Source organism: Hanstruepera marina, assembly GCF_019880635.1.
Lineage (GTDB): Bacteria > Bacteroidota > Bacteroidia > Flavobacteriales > Flavobacteriaceae > Hanstruepera > Hanstruepera marina.
This window is the reverse complement of the sequence record NZ_JAINVX010000001.1, coordinates 548,432-571,941: the sequence shown is the minus strand read 5'-3', so window position 1 is coordinate 571,941 and position 23,510 is coordinate 548,432. Positions and strand designations below refer to the sequence as shown.

Annotated in this window: 27 protein-coding genes; 12 read left to right on the top strand and 15 right to left on the bottom strand. The window is 35.0% G+C overall.

Annotated features, from left to right (window positions below):
* Window positions 1–22 precede the first annotated feature (22 nt).
* Window positions 23–772 (top strand): uroporphyrinogen-III synthase, encoded by a 750-nt coding sequence (locus K7G76_RS02575; protein ID WP_223032642.1) that lies wholly within the window; start codon window positions 23–25, stop codon window positions 770–772.
* A 91-nt stretch (window positions 773–863) separates the two neighbouring features.
* On the opposite strand, the gene K7G76_RS02570 is transcribed toward K7G76_RS02575, so the two are convergent.
* The 3 genes from K7G76_RS02570 to K7G76_RS02560 form a co-directional block, all read right to left on the bottom strand.
* Complete coding sequence (locus K7G76_RS02570) at window positions 864–1,817, bottom strand: T9SS type A sorting domain-containing protein (protein ID WP_223032641.1); 954 nt, start codon at window positions 1,815–1,817, stop codon at window positions 864–866.
* Window positions 1,818–1,919: 102 nt separating this feature from the next.
* A complete protein-coding gene (pckA, locus tag K7G76_RS02565) occupies window positions 1,920–3,533 on the bottom strand; it encodes a phosphoenolpyruvate carboxykinase (ATP) (protein WP_223032640.1) in 1,614 nt (537 codons plus the stop codon).
* 53 nt (window positions 3,534–3,586) lie between these two features.
* Window positions 3,587–3,988 carry a DUF423 domain-containing protein gene (locus tag K7G76_RS02560; protein ID WP_223032639.1) on the bottom strand — a complete coding sequence of 134 codons (402 nt, stop codon included), beginning with the start codon at window positions 3,986–3,988 and terminating at the stop codon, window positions 3,587–3,589.
* Between the two features lie 79 nt (window positions 3,989–4,067).
* Here K7G76_RS02560 and K7G76_RS02555 point away from each other — a divergent pair, with 79 nt between their 5' ends.
* Complete coding sequence (locus K7G76_RS02555; protein ID WP_223032638.1) at window positions 4,068–5,432, top strand: saccharopine dehydrogenase family protein; 1,365 nt, start codon at window positions 4,068–4,070, stop codon at window positions 5,430–5,432.
* Window positions 5,433–5,903 carry an Lrp/AsnC ligand binding domain-containing protein gene (locus K7G76_RS02550; protein ID WP_223032637.1) on the top strand — a complete coding sequence of 157 codons (471 nt, stop codon included), beginning with the start codon at window positions 5,433–5,435 and terminating at the stop codon, window positions 5,901–5,903. It abuts the gene before it with no gap.
* Between the two features lie 53 nt (window positions 5,904–5,956).
* On the opposite strand, the gene K7G76_RS02545 is transcribed toward K7G76_RS02550, so the two are convergent.
* The 5 genes from K7G76_RS02545 to K7G76_RS02525 all read right to left on the bottom strand — a co-directional run bounded on the left by K7G76_RS02545 (window position 5,957) and on the right by K7G76_RS02525 (window position 12,177).
* Window positions 5,957–6,661, bottom strand: a complete 705-nt coding sequence (locus K7G76_RS02545) for a Bax inhibitor-1/YccA family protein (RefSeq protein ID WP_223032636.1) — start codon at window positions 6,659–6,661, stop codon at window positions 5,957–5,959.
* A gap of 93 nt (window positions 6,662–6,754) precedes the next feature.
* Window positions 6,755–7,450, bottom strand: coding sequence for a zinc metallopeptidase (locus tag K7G76_RS02540; protein ID WP_223032635.1), 696 nt, complete (start codon window positions 7,448–7,450; stop codon window positions 6,755–6,757).
* A gap of 79 nt (window positions 7,451–7,529) precedes the next feature.
* Window positions 7,530–8,054, bottom strand: coding sequence for a hypothetical protein (locus tag K7G76_RS02535; protein ID WP_223032634.1), 525 nt, complete (start codon window positions 8,052–8,054; stop codon window positions 7,530–7,532).
* 78 nt (window positions 8,055–8,132) lie between these two features.
* The gene (locus K7G76_RS02530; RefSeq protein ID WP_223032633.1) at window positions 8,133–11,162 is read right to left on the bottom strand and encodes a leucine--tRNA ligase; all 3,030 of its coding nucleotides are present in this window, start codon (window positions 11,160–11,162) and stop codon (window positions 8,133–8,135) included.
* A 145-nt stretch (window positions 11,163–11,307) separates the two neighbouring features.
* Window positions 11,308–12,177 carry a UbiA family prenyltransferase gene (locus K7G76_RS02525; RefSeq protein ID WP_223032632.1) on the bottom strand — a complete coding sequence of 290 codons (870 nt, stop codon included), beginning with the start codon at window positions 12,175–12,177 and terminating at the stop codon, window positions 11,308–11,310.
* 120 nt (window positions 12,178–12,297) lie between these two features.
* Here K7G76_RS02525 and K7G76_RS02520 point away from each other — a divergent pair, with 120 nt between their 5' ends.
* The 6 genes from K7G76_RS02520 to K7G76_RS02495 are packed head-to-tail and all read left to right on the top strand — an operon-like array spanning window position 12,298 to window position 16,137.
* Window positions 12,298–13,176 carry a cell division protein FtsX gene (locus K7G76_RS02520; RefSeq protein ID WP_223032631.1) on the top strand — a complete coding sequence of 293 codons (879 nt, stop codon included), beginning with the start codon at window positions 12,298–12,300 and terminating at the stop codon, window positions 13,174–13,176.
* An 18-nt stretch (window positions 13,177–13,194) separates the two neighbouring features.
* The gene (locus K7G76_RS02515) at window positions 13,195–13,551 is read left to right on the top strand and encodes a hypothetical protein (RefSeq protein WP_223032630.1); all 357 of its coding nucleotides are present in this window, start codon (window positions 13,195–13,197) and stop codon (window positions 13,549–13,551) included.
* 2 nt (window positions 13,552–13,553) lie between these two features.
* On the top strand, window positions 13,554–13,808 hold the full coding sequence (locus K7G76_RS02510) for a DUF3098 domain-containing protein (protein WP_223032629.1): 255 nt from the start codon (window positions 13,554–13,556) through the stop codon (window positions 13,806–13,808).
* A gap of 57 nt (window positions 13,809–13,865) precedes the next feature.
* On the top strand, window positions 13,866–14,660 hold the full coding sequence (locus K7G76_RS02505) for an undecaprenyl-diphosphate phosphatase (protein ID WP_223032628.1): 795 nt from the start codon (window positions 13,866–13,868) through the stop codon (window positions 14,658–14,660).
* A 1-nt stretch (window position 14,661) separates the two neighbouring features.
* Window positions 14,662–15,357 (top strand): tRNA pseudouridine(55) synthase TruB, encoded by a 696-nt coding sequence (gene truB / locus K7G76_RS02500; protein ID WP_223032627.1) that lies wholly within the window; start codon window positions 14,662–14,664, stop codon window positions 15,355–15,357.
* A 57-nt stretch (window positions 15,358–15,414) separates the two neighbouring features.
* Window positions 15,415–16,137, top strand: a complete 723-nt coding sequence (locus K7G76_RS02495) for a hypothetical protein (RefSeq protein ID WP_223032626.1) — start codon at window positions 15,415–15,417, stop codon at window positions 16,135–16,137.
* Here K7G76_RS02495 and K7G76_RS02490 read toward each other — a convergent pair.
* Window positions 16,134–16,754 carry a thioredoxin family protein gene (locus tag K7G76_RS02490; RefSeq protein WP_223032625.1) on the bottom strand — a complete coding sequence of 207 codons (621 nt, stop codon included), beginning with the start codon at window positions 16,752–16,754 and terminating at the stop codon, window positions 16,134–16,136. The two genes, K7G76_RS02495 and K7G76_RS02490, sit on opposite strands and share 4 nt — an antisense overlap.
* Before the next feature lie 151 nt (window positions 16,755–16,905).
* On the opposite strand from K7G76_RS02490, the gene K7G76_RS02485 reads away from it, so the two are divergent.
* Complete coding sequence (locus K7G76_RS02485) at window positions 16,906–17,469, top strand: DNA-3-methyladenine glycosylase I (protein ID WP_223032624.1); 564 nt, start codon at window positions 16,906–16,908, stop codon at window positions 17,467–17,469.
* On the opposite strand, the gene ppk2 (K7G76_RS02480) is transcribed toward K7G76_RS02485, so the two are convergent.
* From ppk2 (K7G76_RS02480) to K7G76_RS02460, 5 genes are all read right to left on the bottom strand, one after another.
* A complete protein-coding gene (ppk2, locus tag K7G76_RS02480) occupies window positions 17,466–18,290 on the bottom strand; it encodes a polyphosphate kinase 2 (protein WP_223032623.1) in 825 nt (274 codons plus the stop codon). The two genes, K7G76_RS02485 and ppk2 (K7G76_RS02480), sit on opposite strands and share 4 nt — an antisense overlap.
* 5 nt (window positions 18,291–18,295) lie before the next feature.
* The gene (gene ppk2 / locus K7G76_RS02475) at window positions 18,296–19,150 is read right to left on the bottom strand and encodes a polyphosphate kinase 2 (RefSeq protein WP_407927951.1); all 855 of its coding nucleotides are present in this window, start codon (window positions 19,148–19,150) and stop codon (window positions 18,296–18,298) included.
* A gap of 51 nt (window positions 19,151–19,201) precedes the next feature.
* Complete coding sequence (gene aat / locus K7G76_RS02470) at window positions 19,202–19,828, bottom strand: leucyl/phenylalanyl-tRNA--protein transferase (RefSeq protein WP_223032621.1); 627 nt, start codon at window positions 19,826–19,828, stop codon at window positions 19,202–19,204.
* A gap of 321 nt (window positions 19,829–20,149) precedes the next feature.
* Window positions 20,150–20,527, bottom strand: coding sequence for a DUF3127 domain-containing protein (locus K7G76_RS02465; protein WP_223032620.1), 378 nt, complete (start codon window positions 20,525–20,527; stop codon window positions 20,150–20,152).
* A 20-nt stretch (window positions 20,528–20,547) separates the two neighbouring features.
* Window positions 20,548–21,417 (bottom strand): flavin reductase family protein, encoded by an 870-nt coding sequence (locus K7G76_RS02460; RefSeq protein ID WP_223032619.1) that lies wholly within the window; start codon window positions 21,415–21,417, stop codon window positions 20,548–20,550.
* Between the two features lie 119 nt (window positions 21,418–21,536).
* Between K7G76_RS02460 and K7G76_RS02455 the strand changes: the two genes are divergently transcribed.
* Window positions 21,537–22,751, top strand: a complete 1,215-nt coding sequence (locus K7G76_RS02455; protein ID WP_223032618.1) for a sensor histidine kinase — start codon at window positions 21,537–21,539, stop codon at window positions 22,749–22,751.
* Window positions 22,752–22,753: 2 nt separating this feature from the next.
* Window positions 22,754–23,107 (top strand): hypothetical protein, encoded by a 354-nt coding sequence (locus tag K7G76_RS02450; RefSeq protein WP_223032617.1) that lies wholly within the window; start codon window positions 22,754–22,756, stop codon window positions 23,105–23,107.
* Here the strand turns inward: K7G76_RS02450 and K7G76_RS02445 are convergent.
* Complete coding sequence (locus K7G76_RS02445) at window positions 23,102–23,491, bottom strand: HIT family protein (protein WP_223032616.1); 390 nt, start codon at window positions 23,489–23,491, stop codon at window positions 23,102–23,104. The genes K7G76_RS02450 and K7G76_RS02445 overlap by 6 nt on opposite strands.
* Window positions 23,492–23,510 lie beyond the last annotated feature (19 nt).

Genomic DNA, 23,510 nt, shown 5'->3' with positions numbered 1-23,510 from the left:
ACAAAAAAAACGGTAACTACTTATGAAAGTGAAAACAATTTTAGTATCTCAACCAGAACCTAAAATAGAAAATTCGCCATATTTTGATCTTCAAGAAAAGCAAAAAGTAAAAATTGACTTTAGACCATTTATTCATGTTGAGGGAGTTGATGCCAAGGAGATTAGACAACAAAAAGTCGATTTAAATAAATATACCGCCATTATTTTAACAAGCAGAAATGCAGTAGATCATTTCTTTAGAGTTGCAGAGGAAATGCGCTTTAAAGTTCCTGACACTATGAAATATTTTTGTCAGTCTGAAGCTGTTGCCTACTATCTTCAAAAATATGTGGTTTACAGAAAACGTAAAATTTATGTTGGTAAACGTACTTTTGCAGATTTATCACCATTAATTAAGAAGTATAAAGGCGAAACATTTTTATTGCCTACAACCGATAAATTAAAACCAGAAGTTCCTGAAACTTTAAATTCGCTTAATGTTGACTGGAAAGAAGCCGTTTTTTACAGAACGGTAATTAGTGACCTATCCGATCTAGCAAATGTTTATTATGATATATTAGTGTTTTTTAGTCCTTCTGGAATTGATTCGCTATTTCATAACTTCCCAGATTTTAAGCAAAATAACACACGTATAGCTGTTTTTGGCAATACAACAATAAAAGCTGTTGAAGCGCGTGGCCTACGAGTTGATATTGCAGCTCCAACTCCTGAAACCCCATCTATGACAATGGCTTTGCAAAAATATATTCAGGAAGCCAATAAAAGAAAATAGTTTGTAACCACGAGTAGTTATAAACCTATTAAAACATAAAAAAGCACAACGTAAACGTTGTGCTTTTTTATTAATTACTATTTTAAAAAGACTAATTAATAATTAGCTTTTTTGTTTCTGTTTTACCATTGGCATTTATTCTTGCTAAATAAACTCCTGATACTAATGACGACACATTTAATCTGTTATCGCCTAAAGATAGATCTTTAGAAAGCACACGCTTACCAGTAATATTAAAAATTTGTATTTGTCCTTTTGATGCTGTTGATGCAACAGTAATTTGAGTTGTCGCTGGGTTAGGATAAACATTAAACTGACTAATCGAGTTAGACTCTCTGCTTAACGTTGCACACTCCCCCTCTGTTTCTACAAACGTACTACCAGCATCAACTATCCAACTTCCCAAAGCTCCATCAGAAGAATCCTCAACAAAAATACACGTCAGATTCGGATTCAAATCTGAATTAAAATAAGTAATACTCGAAGCCATATTTCCATTTCTAACATCTAATGATGTTAGTGCATTATTTCTAACATCAACCGAGCTTATCAAAGTGTTTGAAGATAAATCTAACGAGGTTATCCCTGCATTTCTAGCTTGCAGCTGTGTTAATCCAGAATTTGTAGACACATCCAACGATGTTATGGCTGTACCAAAAATATTAATGATCTGTAAGGACGTTAAACCCGATACATTTAAGCCAGGTAGTGGAGTACATCCTTCAAACTTAATGTGTGTCAATTGTGTATTGGATGACAAATCAACGGCTACATTAATAGGGTTGTAGTTCATATTAAGCTCATCAATACCTGTAAAAGCTTCAATACCTGTTATGTTGGTAATCCCTTGATTGGCTAAACCTAATGTTCCTGTTGCTGCTGCTGCATCTGCTGTAAGAATCTGTCCATCTAAAACCCCTTCTGAATCATAACCAAAATTAATTAAGGCTTGTTCAAAAACAGCATCTGGAATAGCTGTATATTGGGCATAGGCAATTGCTTGAAATACTAAAAGTATTCCTAATAAGTAAGTAGTTTTCTTCATGATATAATAGTTTTAAGGTTGAGCTAGTAAAATTATATCTTAATACTATAACCTCAAAACCAAAACACCGTAATACAACTAAAATATAAGCAAATCAGCGAATTAGCTCTTCAAATTAGGAGCACCAGCTAATATTTCATCGTTGGCAAACTCTTCAAACTTCTTAAAATTCTCTCTGAAAGATTCCGATAATTTATAGGCTGCCTTATAGTAGCCTTCATCGTCATTCCAAGTTTTTCTTGAACTTAAAACCTCGTCAGGTACACCTGGACACTGCCTTGGTTGTAACAATCCAAAAACCGAGTGTGTTCTATAAGTTTCAGGAGTAACCTTATCTAAATCGCCATTTAGTGCTGCCGTTATCATAGCTCGAGTATATTTCAATTTAATTCGGCTACCAACTCCGTAAGGACCTCCTGTCCAACCTGTATTGATTAGCCAAACATTAACACCAGCTTCTTTCATTTTAGCACTTAACATTTCGGCATATTTTGTTGGGTGTAAAGGCATAAAAGGCGCACCAAAACAAGCTGAAAAACTTGGTAAAGGCTCATCAATACCTGCTTCGGTTCCTGCTACTTTTGCAGTATATCCTGAAATAAAATGATAAGCAGCTTGACCTGGAGTTAGCTTTGAAATTGGAGGCAATACACCAAAAGCATCAGCAGTTAAAAAGAATATGTTTTTTGGATTTCTACCAATAGAAGGCTTTTGAATATTATCAATATGATAAATAGGATAGCTTACACGTGTATTTTGAGTAATTGATGTATCAGAAAAATCAACAACTCCGTTATCGTCCATAACCACATTTTCCAATATAGCTCCTTTTTTTATGGCTCTATAAATTTCCGGCTCACTCTCTTCTGATAAATCTATGGCTTTTGCATAGCAGCCGCCTTCAAAATTAAATACGGTATTTTCTTTAGTCCAACCATGTTCGTCATCACCTATTAAACGACGGTTTGGATCTGCAGATAATGTTGTTTTCCCAGTTCCTGATAGTCCAAAGAAAATGGCCGTATCATCGTTTTCACCAACATTGGCACTACAATGCATTGGCAACGTGTCTTTAAATACTGGCAGCACAAAATTTAAAGCAGAGAAAATACCTTTCTTGATCTCTCCAGTATAACCTGTTCCCCCAATCAAGGCAACTTTTCTGGTAAAATCCAAAATAGCAAAATTATGCTGACGTGTACCATCAACTTCAGGATCTGCCATAAAACCTGGTGCATTAACAACTGTCCACTCTGGAGTAAAATTATCCAATTCAGAATCTTCAGGTCTTAAAAACATATTGTAAGCAAACATATTGCTCCAAGGGTACTCATTAATAACACGAATATTCAATCTGTAGTTAGGATCTGCACAAGCATAAGAATCTCTTACAAATACTTCTTTTTCAGATAAATAATCTGTTACTTTTTTATATAATTGGTCAAACTTATCCGATTCAAATGGAATATTTATATTGCCCCACCAAACTCTGTCCTTTGTAATATCGTCTTTTACAATAAAACGGTCTTTTGGCGAACGCCCAGTAAATTCTCCTGTATTAATAGCCAATGCCCCAGAAGAGGCCTCAACGCCTTGTCCTAATTCAATAGTTTTTTGATGAAGTGCATCGGGAGATAATTGATAGTTTACTTTAGCATTTTTTATTCCATATTGATCTAACGAAATCGATTTCGAAGCTTGGGTATGATCTACCATAATATTTTGTGTTGTTTATCCTGCAAAATTAAACATTATTTTAAAGTACACACTCAATTTTTTGAAATATCACCCTTGTTTTTCAAAAACTTTATCAACAACAAAATCCAAGATAAAACCAACATTAAACCACCAATTGGTGTCACAAAACCTATTACTTTAAAATCAAAAGCCGACATACTATTTGTAGCTAAACCATAAATTGAACCTGAAAACAAAAGTACACCTGTAACCACTAAATAAAACAATACTTTTTTTGTTTTAAAATCTATTACACGGGTTGCACCAACAAACAATAAGAATAAAGCATGATACATTTGATAACGCACACCAGTTTCAAATACTCGTAATGATTCTGCAGTTATTTTAGACTTTAAACCATGTGCTGCGAAAGCTCCTAGTATAATTCCTACAGCACCAAGTAACGCAGCTGTTGCCAATATTTTTTTGTTCATATTATTTTAAAAATTGAGTTTTAATAACAGTTAGTATTTGTTACATTCGTGTACACAAAATTACTGAACAAATTCCATTATGCGAAAGATATTAGTTATTGGTGCTGGAAAATCGGCATCATACCTCATAAAATATTTATTAGACAAATCTGAAAGCGAAGACCTCATTGTTATTGTAGGTGATATTAATTTTTCACACGCTAAAAAACTAACCCAAGACCACGATAATGCTCAAGCCATTCAGCTTGATATCCATGACAAAAGCTCAAGGCAAAATGCTATAAAAAACTGCGATATTGTAGTATCTATGTTACCGGCCAGATTTCACATTGAAGCTGCCAAAGATTGTATCTCATTTGGCAAGCACATGGTAACTGCTTCTTATATAAGTGAGGCTATGCAAAAGCTTAATAAGGCGGCCAGCCAAAAAGGATTGGTTTTTATGAATGAAATTGGTGTTGACCCTGGAATAGACCACATGAGTGCTATGCAAGTTATAGACCGTATTCGAGACAAAGGCGGAAAAATCATTTTGTTCGAATCGTTTACAGGTGGATTAGTAGCACCTGAAAGCGATAATAACCTTTGGCATTATAAATTTACTTGGAATCCTAGAAACGTTGTTGTTGCTGGACAAGGTGGTGCTGCCAAGTTTTTACAAGAAGGCACCTACAAATACATCCCTTACAACCGCTTGTTTAGACGTACAGAATTTTTGGATGTTGAAGGGTATGGTAGGTTTGAAGCTTATGCCAATCGTGATTCATTAAAATACCAGTCAGCTTACGGATTGGATAATGCCAAAACACTATATAGAGGAACCATGCGACGTGTAGGGTTTAGTCGTGCGTGGAACATATTTGTGCAATTGGGCATGACTGACGATGAATACACTATTGACGATAGTGAAAACATGTCGTACCGTGATTTTGTGAATGCCTTCTTGCCTTATAGCCCAACCGATTCTGTTGAGTTAAAATTTAGGCATGCCTTAAAAATAGACCAAGATGATATTGTTTGGGATAAACTATTGGAGCTGGATATTTTCAGTAACAAAAAAATGGTAGGACTCAAAAAAGCTACACCAGCTCAAATACTCCAAAAAATATTGATGGACAGTTGGACTTTAGCCGAAGATGATAAAGACATGATTGTTATGTATCACAAATTTGGCTACGAGCTTAACGGCGAAAAGCATCAAATAGATTCCACTATGGTTACTCTTGGTGAAGACCAAACCTATACTGCTATGGCAAAAACAGTTGGCTTGCCTGTTGCTATAGCCACATTGGCTATTCTTAATGAAAAAATCACAACACCAGGTGTTCAAATGCCAATAACTAAAGAAGTTTACGAACCTATTCTTAAAGAACTTGAGGCATACAATATTACATTTAAGGAAACAGAAGTACCTTATTTGGGTTACAATCAATTGAACTTATAAATGAAGGTGATTAACCAAAATATTGAAATTGATGGTATAGATAAAACCATTCTACGTGCCTTAATGCGTGATGCCCGAACACCTATCCTAGCTATTGCTAAAGAAGTGGGCGTATCGGGTGCAGCTATTCACCAACGGTTGCGTAAATTGGAAGCTTCTGGTATTATTTCAGGTTCTAAATTTGTGATTAACCCTAAAGTTTTGGGTTATACGACCATGGCCTTTATTGGTATTTATTTAGACAAAGCCATAAGCAATCCCCAAGCCGTAAAGCAACTAAAGAAAATACCGGAAGTTTTAGAATGCCATTACACTACAGGAAACTGGAGTATTTTCATTAAAATTCTATGCAAGGACAACGAACATTTAATGCATGTGCTTAATAAAGAGATACAGTCTATTCCTGGAGTATCTCGTACTGAAACCTTTATATCGCTGGCCCAACAGATAGATAGACAGATAGAAATATAAAAAAAAGCTCCTGAAATTTCAGGAGCTTTTTCGTTGATATCATTACTTATAACTTAATCTCTCGATAAAAAGATGGACAATATATACCAGAACAACAACATTAAGGATGCAAACAATCCTAAAGAAGCTGGTATGTAATCATCTGTTGAGTATTTATTAACCAAATTAGACGTTTGGTATAAAATTGAACCACCTGCCAACAAACACATACCTACTGAAAACCACAGTCCCAAATTAAAGCCAAATAAGGTTCCAGCAATAATTAAACCGATAGCTATAAAAAAGCCAATGGTCAATCCGGTTTTTATAAACGAAAAATCTTTTTTGGTTATAAAAACCACTGCTGATAATCCCGTAAACAACGCCAATGTTACAATAGCTGCCTGATTGATTAATTCCAACCCAGAATTTGTGTAAACTATGGCAATATAAATAAGTGGCACAAAAATTAAGGCTTCAGCAAAAATGTATAAGCAATACGCTAAATATTGGGTATTCTTATTGGTGGTTTTCATGGTCATGCGTTCTGCATAATTGGTTATAAACATGAAGCCGCCTAGCATAATCAACCATTTTATTCCGTCAACCATCGATAACATAAAATTGACAACCGTTTCGCTTTGTAATAATAAATATTCAAAAAGTATAAAAATTAACACGCCACCTGCTACATGTGCATAGGTCTTCTTGTAAAATGCTACACGTTCGGCATCTGAAACTTGACTTAACAATAAAGGTTCTTGAATTTGATTTTCCATAAATAGATTTGTTAGTTAGAATTTATAGTTGAAATTTAAGAAAAAAAAAGTCGGATTAATGAAGTCCGACTTAAATAATATTATTTATTGTTTTTAATCTCGACCTCCAAAAATTTGAAGTGCCCAGTACAATAGTGATGCCAAGGCACCAATAGCAGCGACTAGATACGTTCTAGCTGCCCATTTTAAGGCATCTTCAGCTCCCGAATATTCTTCTTGTGATAGCATGTTCTTATTCTTTAACCAAGCCAATGCACGGTTACTAGCGTCGTATTCCACTGGCAATGTAATAAAGCTAAACAGTGTAGCAAAACCCATAAAGACCAAGCCTGCAACGGCTATCCAAAACCCCATTCCCATTCCTGCAGCGGCTCCTAAAACCAAACCACCAATTACCAACCATTGTGACATACCCGAAGTTACAGAAACTACAGGTACCAAAGCCGAACGCATTTGTAATGCGCTATAGGCTTGTGCATGTTGAACCGCATGTCCACACTCGTGAGCAGCAACAGCAGCAGCAGCTGCGTTACGCTGACTGTAAACAGCCTCACTTAAATTAACCGTTTTGTTTTTTGGATTGTAATGGTCCGTTAATTGACCTGGTGTTGATATCACCTCAACATCATAAATACCATTATCTGACAGCATTTTTTCGGCAATCTCTTTACCGCTCATACCATTTCTTAAATGAACCTGCGAGTATTTCTTAAATTTTTGCTTTAATTGATTACTCACTAACCAACTCACTAAAGCAATTCCACCAATAAGTATATAATATCCTAACATTGTTTTTTGTTTTAGACTATAAATTTAGTAGTTATACAGCAAATAATGCGCCAAATATTCGTTAAGAAATTTTGTCAGTTTACTGCTTGATCAAATGCGCTTTTTGTAGCACTGAAATAGGATACGAAATCACTTCGGTAGCATCTTCACCTTCTGTTCCTGATTTGGTTTGCCCGGCTTTATTGGCAAACGTAATTTCAAAATCCATGCTGTCTTTGTAAAAACGTTCGGTGGTAGTCAGGATGTTGCCCTGTACTTCAAACATGGAGAACAAGGTATTATCAATCAATTTAGCGTCAATCACAATGCCATTATTTTCGTCTACGATGTATTCGCCTTTTACGACATCTTTTTCTAACAAATTATAGTGACGTTCTTGTCTGTTCCCATCCATAATATATACTAACATATATTGGTATTTCCCAATGGAGTCGGTTGGATTTAAATGAAATTCCATTTGGATAGCTTGTTTTCCTCTAGCATTGGTAATGAGCAAATCTCCTTTGTAAATACCATAAAAATCTTCGGGGAATTGTAGTAATTCTGTTTGAGCTGACAAACTCAAACAGCCTAGAGTCAATAGAATTATTAGTATTTTTTTCATGCTTAATTCTAAATTTAATCCTTTTAGCCAAGAGATTCCTGCCTTCATTTCAACAGGCTCAATGTGACGCGCAGGAATTTATCCTACAATATTTACAATTTTACCAGGCACTACAATTACTTTTTTAGGTGTTCTACCTTGTAATTGTTCTTGGGTTTTATCGTGAGCTAAAACTGTTTTTTCAATGTCTTCCTTACTCATATCTAATGGTAATTCTAGCGTAAAACGCATTTTCCCATTAAAGGAAATCGGGTAGTTCTTGCTATTTTCTACCAAATGCTTCTCTTCAAATTTTGGGAATGGCGCTGTTGAAATAGACTCATTATGACCCAACTGACTCCATAATTCTTCGGCTATGTGTGGTGCATACGGTGAAATCAACACACTTAATGGTTCCAAAATAGCACGACTTGTGCACTTTTGAGCCGTTAACTCATTAACGGCAATCATAAAGGTAGATACAGACGTGTTAAAGGAGAAATTCTCAATATCTTCTTCTACCTTTTTGATGGTTTTATGTAATGTTTTTAAAGCCTCTTTTGTTGGTTCAGCATCTGTAACTTTAATGCCATTGTCATCTACATACAATTTCCAAAGTTTTTTAAGGAATCCATGCACACCTGTAATACCAGCCGTATTCCAAGGTTTGTACTGCTCCAAAGGCCCTAAAAACATTTCGTAAAGGCGTAAACTGTCGGCACCATAATCTTCACAAATCTGGTCAGGGTTTACGACATTGTATTTTGATTTGGACATTTTTTCGACGTCGCGACCAACTTTATAAACATCATTATCCCCTTTAATTATTTCTCCATTTTCACCAATGAAAATGGCATCTTTATAATCCTCTCCAAACTCCTCATCTTTCTTCAAACCGTCAATATCCAATTCATCTGAAGAGTTTACATATTTAACTTTTACATGAATTGGAAGAGGTATGATTGATAAATCTTTTAAGTCATTATCACCTTCAATTCCTGCAATTTTTATTAGGATTTTTTTTAATTTACCTGAATAGTCCAAATCATATTCTAAATCACCTTTCTTCAAAAAATCTGAGTGCGAAATATAAACTTTGTCTAATTTCTTCAAAAGTTGAATCCCAGTTTGATCTTCCACGGATTTGTTATGATAAATATAACTCAATCTATAAACAAAAGCACTCGTTCCCAAAATCATCCCTTGGTTAATGAGTTTTTTAGCAAATTCGTCAACTGGTACCAAGCCTAAATCGTACATAAACTTTTGCCAGAAACGTGCATATAACAGGTGTCCTGTAGCATGCTCGCTACCACCAATATACAAATCCACTTGCTGCCAGTAATTCACCGCTTCCTGTGAGAATATTTCGGTGTCATTATGTGGATCCATATAGCGGTTAAAGTATTGGCTACTGCCTGCCCAACCTGGCATGGTGTTCAACTCTAATGGATATACACCGTTATGTTGAGATGCTTCGACAGGCTCAGCATGACAAAGATCGTTAGAAACTACTTTGTTATTTTTTGTATCCCAAGCCCAAGTGGTGGCGTTACCCAAAGGCGGTTCGCCAGTTTCGGTTGGTAAGTACTTTTCTACTTCTGGTAAGGTAATAGGTAAATGCTTGGCATCAATCATTTGTGGCATGCCATTCACATAATATACTGGGAAAGGCTCTCCCCAATAACGTTGGCGCGAAAATACGGCATCACGCAAACGGTAATTGGTTTTTCCTTCACCTTGACCCAATTGTTCCAATTCAAAAATAGCACGCTTGGTAGCCTTTTTATAATTCAGCCCATTGAGGAAATCGCTATTGGCAATAACCGTGTTTTCCTTATCGGCAAAGGCCTCTTCAGAAATATCAACGCCTTCAAAAATATTGGGAATCGGAATATTGAAATGCTTGGCAAAATCGTAATCGCGTTGGTCACCACATGGCACAGCCATTACAGCTCCCGTTCCGTAGCTTGCCAAAACGTAATCGCCAATCCAGATGGGGATTGGTTCTTTGGTGAATGGATGTTCGGCATAAGCACCAGTAAACACACCTGAAATGGTTTTGACATCAGCCATGCGATCGCGTTCGCTACGTTTGGCAGTAGCCTCTCTATAAGCATCTACCTCTGCTTTTTGTTCATCGGTTGTAATTTTGGCTACCAAATCGTGCTCTGGTGCCAAAGTCATAAAACTCACACCAAAAATGGTATCAGGACGTGTGGTGAAGACATCAATTACTGCATCATGATTATTAACCTTAAAGGTCACAGAAGCTCCAACCGATTTGCCAATCCAATTGCGCTGACTCTCCTTTAGAGAATCGGTCCAATCTATGGTCTCCAATCCTTGTAACAAGCGTTCGGCATAGGCTGAAATACGCATAGACCATTGTGTCATTTTCTTTCTAACTACCGGATGGCCACCACGTTCAGAAACGCCATTGACAATTTCATCATTAGCTAAAACCGTTCCTAATGCTGGACACCAGTTCACTTCGGTTTCAGCTAAATAGGTTAATCGGTACTGCAATAAAATCTCTTGTTGTTTTTCAGAAGACAAACCATTCCATTCTTCCGCAGTAAAATCAATGACATCATCATCACAAGCCGCATTCACTTTAGAATTTCCTTCTTTTTCGAAAACAGAAATTAGCGTGTCAATGTTTTCGGCTTTATTACTATCTTGATTATACCATGAATTAAACAGTTGAATAAAAACCCATTGGGTCCATTTGTAATAACTCGGGTCACTAGTGCGAACTTCACGAGACCAATCGAATGAAAAGCCTATTTGGTCTAACTGTCTGCGATAGGTTTTAATGTTTTCTTCAGTAGTAATCGCTGGATGCTGACCAGTTTGAATAGCATATTGTTCAGCCGGTAATCCAAAGCTATCATAGCCTTGTGGATGCAAAACGTTAAACCCTTTGTGGCGTTTATAACGTGCATAAATATCGGAAGCAATATATCCTAACGGGTGGCCCACATGTAGACCAGCACCACTTGGGTATGGGAACATATCCAATACGTAGTATTTGGGTTTATCGGAATGGTTGTCCGCTTTAAAGGTTTGGTTGTCTGCCCAATACTTTTGCCATTTGGCTTCGATCTCGTTGAAATTGTATTTCATAATAATGCCCACGAAAGTGGGTATCTTTTTATTTACTATCGCTTTATGGATTCCGCATCACATGCGGAATGACAATGCGCACATAATTCAGGAATTGAAAGCGCAAATTTACGGTTTATTATAAGATTGTAAAAGGGAAGTACAATCAAAAAACAGGATCCAACAATTTTCCTGAATACAGAATCCAAATCATTGATAAAATGGCAGATATATTCATGACCAAACCAAACAACTTCATTTGTTTTATAGTATAGGATTTTGACTTAAAAATAAAAAAGATATCGAAAGTTAACCATAGAGAAAACACCAATAAAAATCCCGCCAACATATAATCTTGAAACCAAAATGATAAAATACAAACTTCAACCAAGAGAATAAGTAACATCAATAATTTGGTATTCCTTCTTCCAATTATCGTGGCTGTTGTTTTCTTGCCCGAATTTAAATCGGGTTCTATATCCATAATTTCACCAGCAATATGCGCCTGAAAAGCAAATAACGATAAGTACAAAATGGTTTGCCATGGCAACATGTTAAGCCCGTTTAGTTGAATACTGAAAAATGCTGTAAACACATAGCCTATTTGAATAGCAATTTCAAAAGGCGGCCGTTCCTTAATTCTAAAGGGTTTGAAGTTATACAGCCAATTAATGACTATCATAAACAGGAGTAAAGCAAACATTTTCCATCCACTTATTATTGAAAACCAAATGATGAATGGACTCATTATTATTGCTATTTTGGTAGGAATAGACTTTAATTGTTCTTCGGAAGATTTTGCCCCAAACAAAAAGTTTCCTTTTCTGTCGTTAACCTTATCTGCATAGACATCATTAAAATCATTGAACCCATATACTAAATAGTTAAGCGGAAAAGTGACAAAAAACAATCCTAACCAGAAATTGAACTCTAACCAAAAGTGATCTTTGATATTAAAGGGAACCAAATAAATCCAAATAGTAGGAAACCATAATCCTGGTCTTGAAATTTTTAAATCGTGAAGTGTGAAGGTCAAATTTGGATTTCTTTTAACATCAAATTTACGCTTATTATAACAATGTTGAAAGTTTAAACGTTGTAATCCTTAACAGATTAGATTTCTTTTATATTTTTACATCACTAACAACACATGTTTATGAGTGCATCTTTTGATAAGTATCAAAAAAGGCGATTGATTTCATCCTATTTTTCTGTAGTATTAAGTATTGGTCTCGTATTGTTTTTATTGGGCCTATTGGGTATGTTGGTTTTGAATGCCAAAAAAGTCTCTGACCATTTCAAGGAACAAGTTGTCGTGACCATATACCTAAAAGACTCGGCTAAAGATGTTGAAATTAAACAGTTGGAAAAGAGTTTGGCGCTTTCAGAATATGTGAAATCAACCGATTTTGTGTCCAAAGAGCAAGCAGCAGAGTCCATGAAAGCTGAAAACGGCGAGGATTTCATGGAATTTTTAGGGTATAATCCGCTGCAAAATTCTATTGATGTGCATGTCAAAGCTGATTATGTGAATGAAACCCAACTTCAGGCTATATCCGAAGAAGCGTTGACCAAAAGCTTTGTTGATGAAGTGCGTTATGATAATGACTTGGTAACCCTTATGAACAACAACGTTAAAAAAATCAGTTTTTGGATTTTGGTAATCAGTGGCCTGTTTACCATTATTGCCGTGTTGCTTATTAATAGTTCCATTCGTCTATCGGTTTATTCGAAACGCTTCACCATAAAAACCATGCAAATGGTTGGAGCCACCAAACAATTTATTCGCAGACCCTTTGTTTGGAAAAGCGTACGATTGGGTGTTATTGGTGCTGTTTTGGCCATGATTGGGATGGCCATTGTTTTTTATTATGTCAACAAAACCTTCCCAGAATTAAACCTGTTAAACAATAACGCGCTTATTGTATTTTTGTTTGTTGGTATTTTCTTGTTGGGTATTATTATTACTTGGATTAGTACCTTTATTGCTACGCAACGGTTCTTGAATTTAAAGACGGATCAGTTGTATTATTAGAGACAAGAAAAAAAAATTATGAAAAAAAGCACCATTATATATATGATTCTCGCCTTTTGTGTGGGTTTTTTTGGACTCATAGCCATCTCGTCACTAATTATTAAAGACCCGAAACCTGAAAAATGTGCTGTTGAAACTAAAACCATTGTGAATATTTCTGGGATTGCCTCTGAAGATATTGTATTTAAAGACCAAGGGGGTGACCTGTATTATATTAACCGTGGACTGGAGCGCGGATTAAATTTAGATTCCCTTAACGCAAAAGTTTTAAATAAAAGGGTTACTTTGCACTTGCCTAAACTGTGGTTGGGTACATCTGAACATATTGCACAATTAGCCGTAGGTGACGATATTATTTACACCGAATTTGATTAATTATGGGAGAACAAAAACGTAAAGAAGCCGCTAAAACCGAATTTGTATTCGGGAAAAAGAATTATAAATTCATGCTTATTGGTTTAGCTGTTATCGCATTAGGCTTTATTTTAATGTCTGGTGGTGGTAGCGACGACCCTAATGTTTTTAACCCAGAGATCTTTAGTTGGAGACGTATACGTTTAGCTCCTGGTCTGGTTTTATTAGGTTTTGCCATTGAGGTTTATGCCATTCTTTTAAACCCCAATAAGAAATAAAAGTAATTTCCACTTCGCTTTTATAGGTTAGTAGTCCTATTTTGATATTTTTGCCACATGGATATCATTGATTCAATAATTTTAGGCATCGTACAAGGGCTTACCGAATTCCTTCCTGTGTCATCTAGTGGTCATTTAGAAATAGGCAAGGCCATTCTTGGTGATGAATCTATTCCTAAAGAAAGTTTACTGTTTACCGTTGTGCTTCATTTTGCTACAGCCTTAAGTACCATGGTTGTTTTTAGAAAAGACATTTGGCTCATACTTAAAGGTGTCTTGAAAATGGAGTGGAATGACGACTTACAATTTGTTTCCAAAATAGCTTTATCTATGATTCCAGCTGTTATTGTCGGCCTTTTTTTTGAAGAACAATTGGAGAGTCTTTTTGGAGGCAATATTATGCTTGTTGGATTTATGTTATTGGTTACTGCCATTTTATTATTATTGGCAGACAAGGCCAAAGACACCTATAAAAAAGTATCGTTTAGCAATGCCTTTGTTATTGGTATCGCTCAAGCGGTTGCTATGCTGCCAGGCATCTCAAGGTCTGGCGCAACCATTTCAACATCAGTTTTATTAGGAAATGATAAAACCAGAGCGGCTCGATTTTCATTTTTAATGGTCGTGCCTTTGATTTTTGGAAAAATAGCCAAAGATATTTTTAGTGGCGATTTAACCTACGAAACTTCTAACTTCACGGCTTTAAGTGCCGGTTTTGTAGCTGCTTTTATTTCTGGTTTGTTTGCCTGTACTTGGATGATTGCATTGGTTAAAAAAAGTAAGTTATCCTATTTTGCAATCTATTGTTTTATAGTTGGGCTAGTTGCTATTGTTTATACATTTGTTAAGTAATATGAAAACAGCTGAAGACTTTTTATCAGGTCAAGTTTTATTGATTGACAAGCCCTTACATTGGACCTCGTTTCAAGCGGTGAATAAATTGCGTTGGGAAATTAGGCATGCCTTTAAAATTAAAAAAATTAAAGTAGGACATGCTGGTACACTCGATCCATTGGCAACAGGCTTATTGGTAATTTGTACTGGCAAAATGACCAAACAAATCAACACCTTTCAAGGCCAGGATAAGGAATATACGGGAACTATTGTAATTGGCAGCACAACGCCTTCGTATGATTTAGAAACAGAGATTGACCACACATATTCAACAAACCATATTACAGAAGAACTCATTCATCAAACCAGTCTACAGTTTATTGGTGATATTAAGCAATATCCACCAGTGTTTTCAGCAATTAAAAAAGATGGCAAACGCTTATATGAGTTTGCACGTGCCGGCGAGGATGTTGAGATACAATCAAGAACAATTAATATTTCAGAGTTTGAAATTACTAAAATAGATGGTAACCATCTTGATTTTAGAGTGGTTTGCAGCAAAGGTACTTATATTCGTTCTTTGGCTCATGATTTTGGAAAAGCGTTAAACTCTGGAGCACATCTTTCTGTTTTAAGACGTACTAAAATTGGTGATTTCAATGTTGAAAACGCCCTTACTCCAGAAGCTTTTATTAAAGGCTTAACAACCAAATAATCTAATTTTCCGTATATTACATTAAAACACGTGGTGTTTTACCCAACATTTTAACTTTTGAATTTAACTGATAAACATAAATCTTTACTCATAACAGGGCTGCTTTCTGGCAGTTTGGTCATGGGCTTGTTTACCTTTCATTTAAAGCAACAAAACCCCTATTTATCTGAAAGTTATTATGAAGTTGAGCCTAAAACAGAGGAAGAGTTAAAACAAGAGGAACTAGAAAAAGTCAAAGCTGAAGAACAAGCTAAAGCCGAAACCAATAAAGCGTTTAACGAAACTGAAAACTACAAGCGTTTTGCTAAAGCTTACCAACCCATTGCGCCTCCTAAAGATTATGAATATATACCTGCTGAAAGCCAGAGTGAATTGAATGACGGGCAAGATAAAGCAACTACATCACAACCTGAAATTGATGATGATGTTTTATCTTCTTTTAACAATGTAAACTCGGTGTTAAAAAAACAGCAGAGCAATTTAAGCCAACAATCGGTAAACAAAAAAAGCTCTATGCATTATTCATTGGTAAACCGGACTCACAGGTATTTACCAACTCCAATTTATTTATGTGAAACTGGAGGCAAAATAGTAATTAATATTAGCGTAAATTCTGCCGGAAAAGTTACAAATGCTACAGTAAATCAGGCTGCTTCTGTAGATAACCAATGCTTAAAGGATCATGCACTTGAATATGCCAACGAAGCTCGGTTTAGTCAAGATGCTTCAAAAAAATCGCAATTAGGTTCAATTACCTTTTACTTTGAAGGCAAAAACTAAACGCCTAATAGTTGTAATAAATCCTCAATAGTAGCCTGACCTTTATCAGCATTATACCAACGTTGTAAATCTTCTTTAAATTCAGGTGTTAAAACACCATGTTCAACTTTATAGTCTTGCACCAATTTAGTTGCTATGCTTGGCCTTGGTCCAAACGTACTCACGATTTCTTTAGTAGCTTTATCAATCATAATTAATTTAGGAATAGCTCTAGCTCCATTGGTTAAAAACTGATTCATTAGCACCTCATTTTCATCACGTAGTACTAACTTTAAATCAATACCATTGTGTAACTCGGCTATTTTATTTATTGCAGGAACTACGTGGGCTGCATCGCCACACCAACTTTCGGTAATGACCAACCATGTCACTTGACCTGAAAAATTGGCTAAACGTCTTTTGGCTTCATCAGAAACCTTAATGGTTTTATCCCAACGTTTCATGCGCTTATTGTTAAGCATGGTATAGTTTATATTGGCTTCTGTTTTATCTAACCCACTTGTTGAATTGTTTTCCACTAATATTTTAACCAATTCCCTATAGTTGGGATAGGTTAAACTTTTTGACAAACTAGAATTAACACTATCAAAAATTGGTTTATTTTGAATAACTTCCATTTTTTAAATATTTAGAGCAAAATTACAACCTCTATTCTCTTAATTTAGTAACCCTTGTTACATTGGATGACCAAAAGTAATTTGAATTTCAGACTGCAAATATGATTTATATTATATCTATGTCTAACTTTATATCAAAATCTTACAAAACATGACAAAACATAGATGTAATTGGTGTGTTGGCGATAAACTTTATGAAACTTATCACGACCAAGAATGGGGAGTTCCTGTTTATGATGACGACACCATTTTTGAATTTCTAATTCTTGAAACGTTCCAGGCAGGATTGAGTTGGATTACTATTTTAAGAAAGCGTGAAAATTTTAAAAAAGCATTTGATAATTTCAACTATAAAAAGATTGCCAATTACAAACAACCAAAAATTGACAGCTTATTGCAAGATGCGGGCATTATTCGCAATAAATTAAAAATTAACGCGACGGTTAGCAATGCACAAGCCTTTATGAAAATTCAAGATGAGTTTGGTTCATTCTCAAAATACATTTGGGATTTTGTTGGTGGCAAACCTATAACAAATACATGGAAAACCTTGAGCGAGGTTCCTGCTACAACAACTGTTTCTGACACTATAAGTAAAGACCTAAAAAAACGTGGCTTTAAGTTTGTTGGCTCAACGGTTATATATGCACACATGCAGGCTACAGGTATGGTGAATGACCATATAACATCTTGCCATAGGTATAAGGAGGTCTAGTCTAAATCAATATCCTCAATGACTAAATGTTCAATAATGGCTTTATCCTTTGGATCATAAGGAATAACGTCCAGTAAATGTTCAATTGTTTCTATTCTGGCTTTAGTTTTCTTATTGGCTTTAACAACTACCCATGGCGCCAATTTGGTATTGGTTTTATCAAACATCTTATTTTTATATTCGGTATAGTCATCCCAAAGTTTTAATGCTTTTTGATCTACAGGACTATATTTCCATTTTTTTAATGGACTAGCTTTTATTTCTTCAAAACGCTTTTGCTGTTCGTCTTTAGATATTGAAAAGTAGAATTTAATCAAGCGTATTCCAGATTCAATTATCATGCGTTCAAATTGGTTTACCTGATTCATAAAAATGTCATACTCTTCTTGAGTACAGAACCCATTAACAGGCTCTACAATGGCTCTATTGTACCAACTTCTATCAAAAAACACAATTTTACCCTCATGTGGCAGTTGATTTATGTACCTCTGAAAATACCACTGACCTTGCTCTACAACTGTAGGTTTTGGCAATGCAACAACTTTAAATTCTCTTGGGTTTAAATGTTCTGTAATACGTCTAATAGCTCCACCTTTCCCTGCCGCATCACGACCTTCAAAAATAATAACCACCTTTTCATTGTTGATTTCAACCCATTTTTGAAGTTTAATAAGCTCTTCCTGAAGCGATTTTAATCGCGACTCATAATTTAAATACCTTAAAACTTTTGACAACGAACCACTATCATCTCGCAGTAACTGCTTTTGCCCTTTTTTTGAATTCAACTTTTTTAAGTCTTTTACGCTTAATTTATTTGCCATAAGTCTTAATCCATTTGTTTTAATAATCTATAATAACGCTGCACCACATTAGGATCTGGTAACAATGTTGTTTTAGAGTTTCCTTTGTTATCATAATCAAATTTAGAAAGCACATAACGCATACTCTCTAAACGTGCTTCTTTTTTAATATTGGTTTTTACAATTATCCAAGGGCTAAATGTTGTATGCGTCTTACTAAACATTTGCTCTTTGTAATAGGTATAGTCGTCCCATCGCTTTTGTCCTTCTTGGTCTACAGGACTAAACTTCCAACGTTTGAGTGGGTTTTGTAATCTGGAATTAAAACGTGCTACTTGTTCTTCTTTTGAAATAGAAAACCAAAATTTAATTAGGTCTATACCATCTTCATAGAGCATATGTTCAAATTCAGGAACCTGAACCATAAACTCATTGTATTCCTTATCGCTACAGAACCCCATAACAGGTTCAACAACGGCTCGATTATACCAACTTCTATCAAAAAACACTATTTCCCCTGGGTTTGGCATTTCTTTTATGTAACGCCTAAAATACCATTGCCCTTTTTCTACTTCGGTAGGTTTTGTTAGGGCAACAACACGCATGGAACGTGGATTTAGATGCTCGATAAAACGCCTTATTGTACTCCCTTTACCAGCAGCATCACGTCCTTCAAATAATATACAAACGCGTTTTTTATTTTTGGCAACCCATTGTTGCAAATCAACTAACTCGGCTTGAAGTTTAACAAGTTCGCTCTCATACCGTGTGTTATAGCGTAAGGCTTCCATACGTTCTTTTGGTATTTTAGATTCAAATACTTTTAAAAACGCTTCTTTATCGCTAAAATTTTTAAAGTCTTCTTTTGTAAGCATAGGCATTAATTATGTATTAAATATCCGAAAATAACGGCTTTTAAAAAATGATAAAAGTCAGCTTAAATAAGTAAGGAAAGTATCTCTAGAAATGTCTTCAGCACCCAAACGCTCCAAATGATTCGTATGCAATTGGCAATCTATAAGCTTATAATTGGTGTTTTGAACAAAGGTTATAAAACCAACCTTACTGGCATTACTGACTTTAGTAAACATGCTTTCACCGCAAAATATACCATTGCCTAAATCCACCCCATAAAGACCACCAACCAATGTATTATCTAACCAAACCTCTACCGATTTGGCAAAACCCAATTCGTGCAATTTAGTATATGCGTCAATCATGCTTTGGGTAATCCAGGTGCCTGATTGTCCATTGCGTTTAGCCATTGAACATTCCGTTATAACTTGCCGAAAATTTCTATTAACTGTAACTTCAAAATCTGAATTTTTAAGAACTTGCTTCATACTCTTTGAAACTTTTAAGTTTTTGGGATACAAAACATATCGAGGATCTGGAGACCACCATAAAATAGGCTCGTTGGAATTAAACCAGGGAAAAATGCCCATTCTGTAAGCCAGTAATAATCGTTCAGGTGATAGGTCTCCACCTATGCCTATTAAGCCATCTGAACTTGCTTCACGAGGATCTGAAAATTTTATACTACTTCCCAAATAATACATAAACTTATTGACAATGAGTTGATTAAATTAAAAAATACTAACCAACTCCTTATTTTTAACTTTGAAAATACAACTTTTTTCATCATCTTTACAGAGACCTTTGTGCAATAAATTTTGTTCATCATTGCTTTTTTTTGAGTTTGTTTATAAAGGTCAAATCTAAAACCACAAAACTAAAAGCCTTGTTTTCACAAGGCTTTTTTTATAAAAAAACCCAACTAATATGTTGGGTTTTTATTTTTAATCTTCTTTGAGAAACATTACAATACTTCTCAATACGATTTTGTTCAACAAAATCACTCGAAGTCACGAGATAACTTCCTAAAACGGGAGATCGTCGTGATCGTCCTCATTCAAGTTACTTGCAGGTTCAAATGCTTCAGCTGGTGGTACTGGTGGCATTTCAGGATTTGAATTATCGGCCTGTAAAGCTTCTATTCTCCAACCTTGAATGGAGTTAAAATACTTGGTCTCACCTTGAGGGTTTACCCACTCTCTTCCACGTAAATTAATGTTAATTTTTACTTGCTGACCAACTTGAAAATTGTTTAACAAGTCTGTTTTATCTTGAACAAATTCCACCATAATATGTTGTGGGTATTGCTCTTCGGTAGTTATAACCACCTCTCTTTTTCTAAATCCGTTTGCTCCAAAGGTTTGCGTTTCTCCAATTACCTTAATTCTACCTTGTACTTCCATTTTAAAATTCTATTTTCTGTTTATGATAATAATATTTTCCAGGCACTTTCTATATCGCCAAAGCTCAAATAGTTATGTGCCAATTTATGTTTTTCTCTATGCGATGCTGTTGAAATATTTGGATAGCGCTCACTTACCGATACAACAAATTCTTTAACCGCCGTTTCATCTGGTAATTTTTCAACATTACCCAACATACCTAAATCGTTTCCTGTTAAAATCATACTATTTTTAATATCATCTGGAAAACTGTCTACGCCAATTCCTAAAGTCGATAAGGGTTTTGGTATTTCAAAAAATCCGCTTTTAGCACGACTGTAATAACTGCCACCTGCACGTGCAACCAAGTCTAATTTTTCCTGAACAATATGTCCATCGGTATTTAAAACCTCATCGTCAATATGCATTTTTACAACTTCGCAAATTACTAAATTACCTGCTCCACCCTCGCTACCCAAAGCCACAACTTCATTTACCTTGCATTCAAATTGAATAGGCGATTCGGCCACTCGAAAAGGTTTTACCAAATCAGACTCCAACATATGTAAACCTGACTTATCAAACTCATTAACATCTTCAGGATATTCGGTACTACTTAATGACATTTGGTGAACAATATCAAAATTTACCACATTTATAACCACTTCTTTTGTTTCTAGAACATTTTCCAAGGTATGTTTTGTAGTATTATTACGTACACGCCTAGCTGGTGAAAAAATTAGTATTGGTGGATTGGCACTAAAAACATTAAAAAAACTAAATGGCGATAAATTGGGGTTACCATTTTTATCCAATGTACTAGCAAAGGCAATAGGCCTAGGAGCCACAGCACTCAACAAATAACTATGCAATTTACCAGTTGATAAGTCTTTAGGTTCAAAAGATGTCATGAAACTTTTTTAATTTGCACAAATGTAATTAATCTGTTAATGAACTAAAAATGATTTGATTGCCATATCACACAATATTATTAACAGATTTACATTATATTACAGGTTGTAAATAAGCTATGATTTTTTCTAAACACAGAAACCTTACACGCTGGATAATAGTAATTGCCTCTTTTGGAATTATATCCTTAATTCTTTGGAACACGTATGTGTTTTTTCAAAAGTTTAAGGCTGAAGAACGTACTAAAATGGAAATTTGGGCAACAGCACAAACTGAATATTTAAAAATAGTTTATGATGCTCCAATAAATGAAAACATTAATTCTAACATTAATGTAAATTTAGATTTAATGTGGAAGATTTTAGGCAGCAATACAACAACTCCATTAGTCATAGTAGATGACAATCTAAACATTTTAACCTACAACAATATTGGTAAAAACAAATATAAAGACTCTGTTTATGTTAGTAAGGTAGAAGACTCTATTTATGTTTATGATAATTTAAAATCTTTAATACGGCAATTTGAAAGTGAAAACACTCCAATAAAAATTGAGAACCAAAACCAAACTATTTATTATGGGAATTCACCGCTTTTAAACAAATTAAAATATTACCCTCTAGCTTTATTGCTAATCATATTTTTGTTTGCTGCAGTTGTTTATTTCTTCTACAAGAGCTCCAAAATAGCTACCCAAAATAAGCTCTGGTCAGGTATGGCTAAAGAGACCGCGCATCAAATTGGCACACCTTTATCTTCTTTAATTGGTTGGACCGAAATCTTAAAAACAGAAAATGTAAGTCCAGATTATATAACTGAAATTGAAAAGGACATAAGCCGCTTGCAAACTATTACCGAACGTTTTAGTAAAATTGGGTCGTTACCTACTTTAGAAAAAGCTGATATTGTTCAGGAAACCATTGAATCCTATGATTATTTGAAAGCGCGATCTTCAGATTTAATAGCATTTGAACTTAAGGCTCCCGATAAAGCCATTTATGTGCAACTCAACAAGCAATTGTTTAGCTGGACAATTGAAAATTTGGTGAAAAACGCCATAGATGCCATGAAGGGAAAAGGGAAGTTAAGCATTGAAATTTCGGAATTAGAAAACAATGTGAAAATTCAAATTACCGATACAGGTAAAGGACTTTCCAAAAAACAATTCAAAACCATTTTCGAACCTGGCTACACAACAAAAAAACGCGGTTGGGGTTTAGGACTTTCGTTAGCTAAACGGATAATTGAAGAGTTTCATAATGGGAAAATTAAAGTTTTGCACTCCGAAGTTAATAAAGGAACAACTATGCAAATAGAATTAAAACTGGTTTAGTTATGGCTGATAAATTTATTACAGTAAAAGAAGTTACTCTTAAAAACAATTGTCCAGAATGCTATAATAATGAAGGCTTACAACTAACCTTTAAGCAAAAGTTTATAGAGTCTAATTTTTATAAATCTTTAACCACAGAAACCAAACATATTCTGTATTGCAACACCTGTAAAACCACTATTTATCCTGTAAGCTGGACTGATGATATTGAACGTGTTGTTAAGTATCACCAACGTGCTTTTGTGCCCAAAAAAGCATCTTTTAAATTGAATAAAAAAGCTTGGACATTGATAGGTGTTACTATTGCTCTAATTATTGCTGGAATAGTTTTATTTCTATTAAAAGATCAGTTATAATTCCTCTCGTATTGCAGATGCAATTTCTATGAAATCTTCATCAGTTAGTTTTTCCTTACTTAAAAACCGGGCATCTTCCATAGAATTTAGTGGAATTAAGTGCACGTGTGCATGGGGCACTTCCAATCCAATAACAGTCATCCCAACTCGCTTACAAGGCACTGCTTTTTTAATGGCATGAGCTACCAATTTAGAAAAAGCCATTAACTCTAGATAGGTATCATCATCTAAATCAAATAACTTATCAACTTCCGCTTTTGGTATGCAAAGTGTATGGCCTTTAGCATTAGGATTTATATCTAAAAAGGCAAAAAACTTATCGGTTTCTGCAATTTTATAACACGGTATGTCTCCGTTAATGATTTTTGTGAAGATAGATGCCATAACAGTTCAATTTATGTAA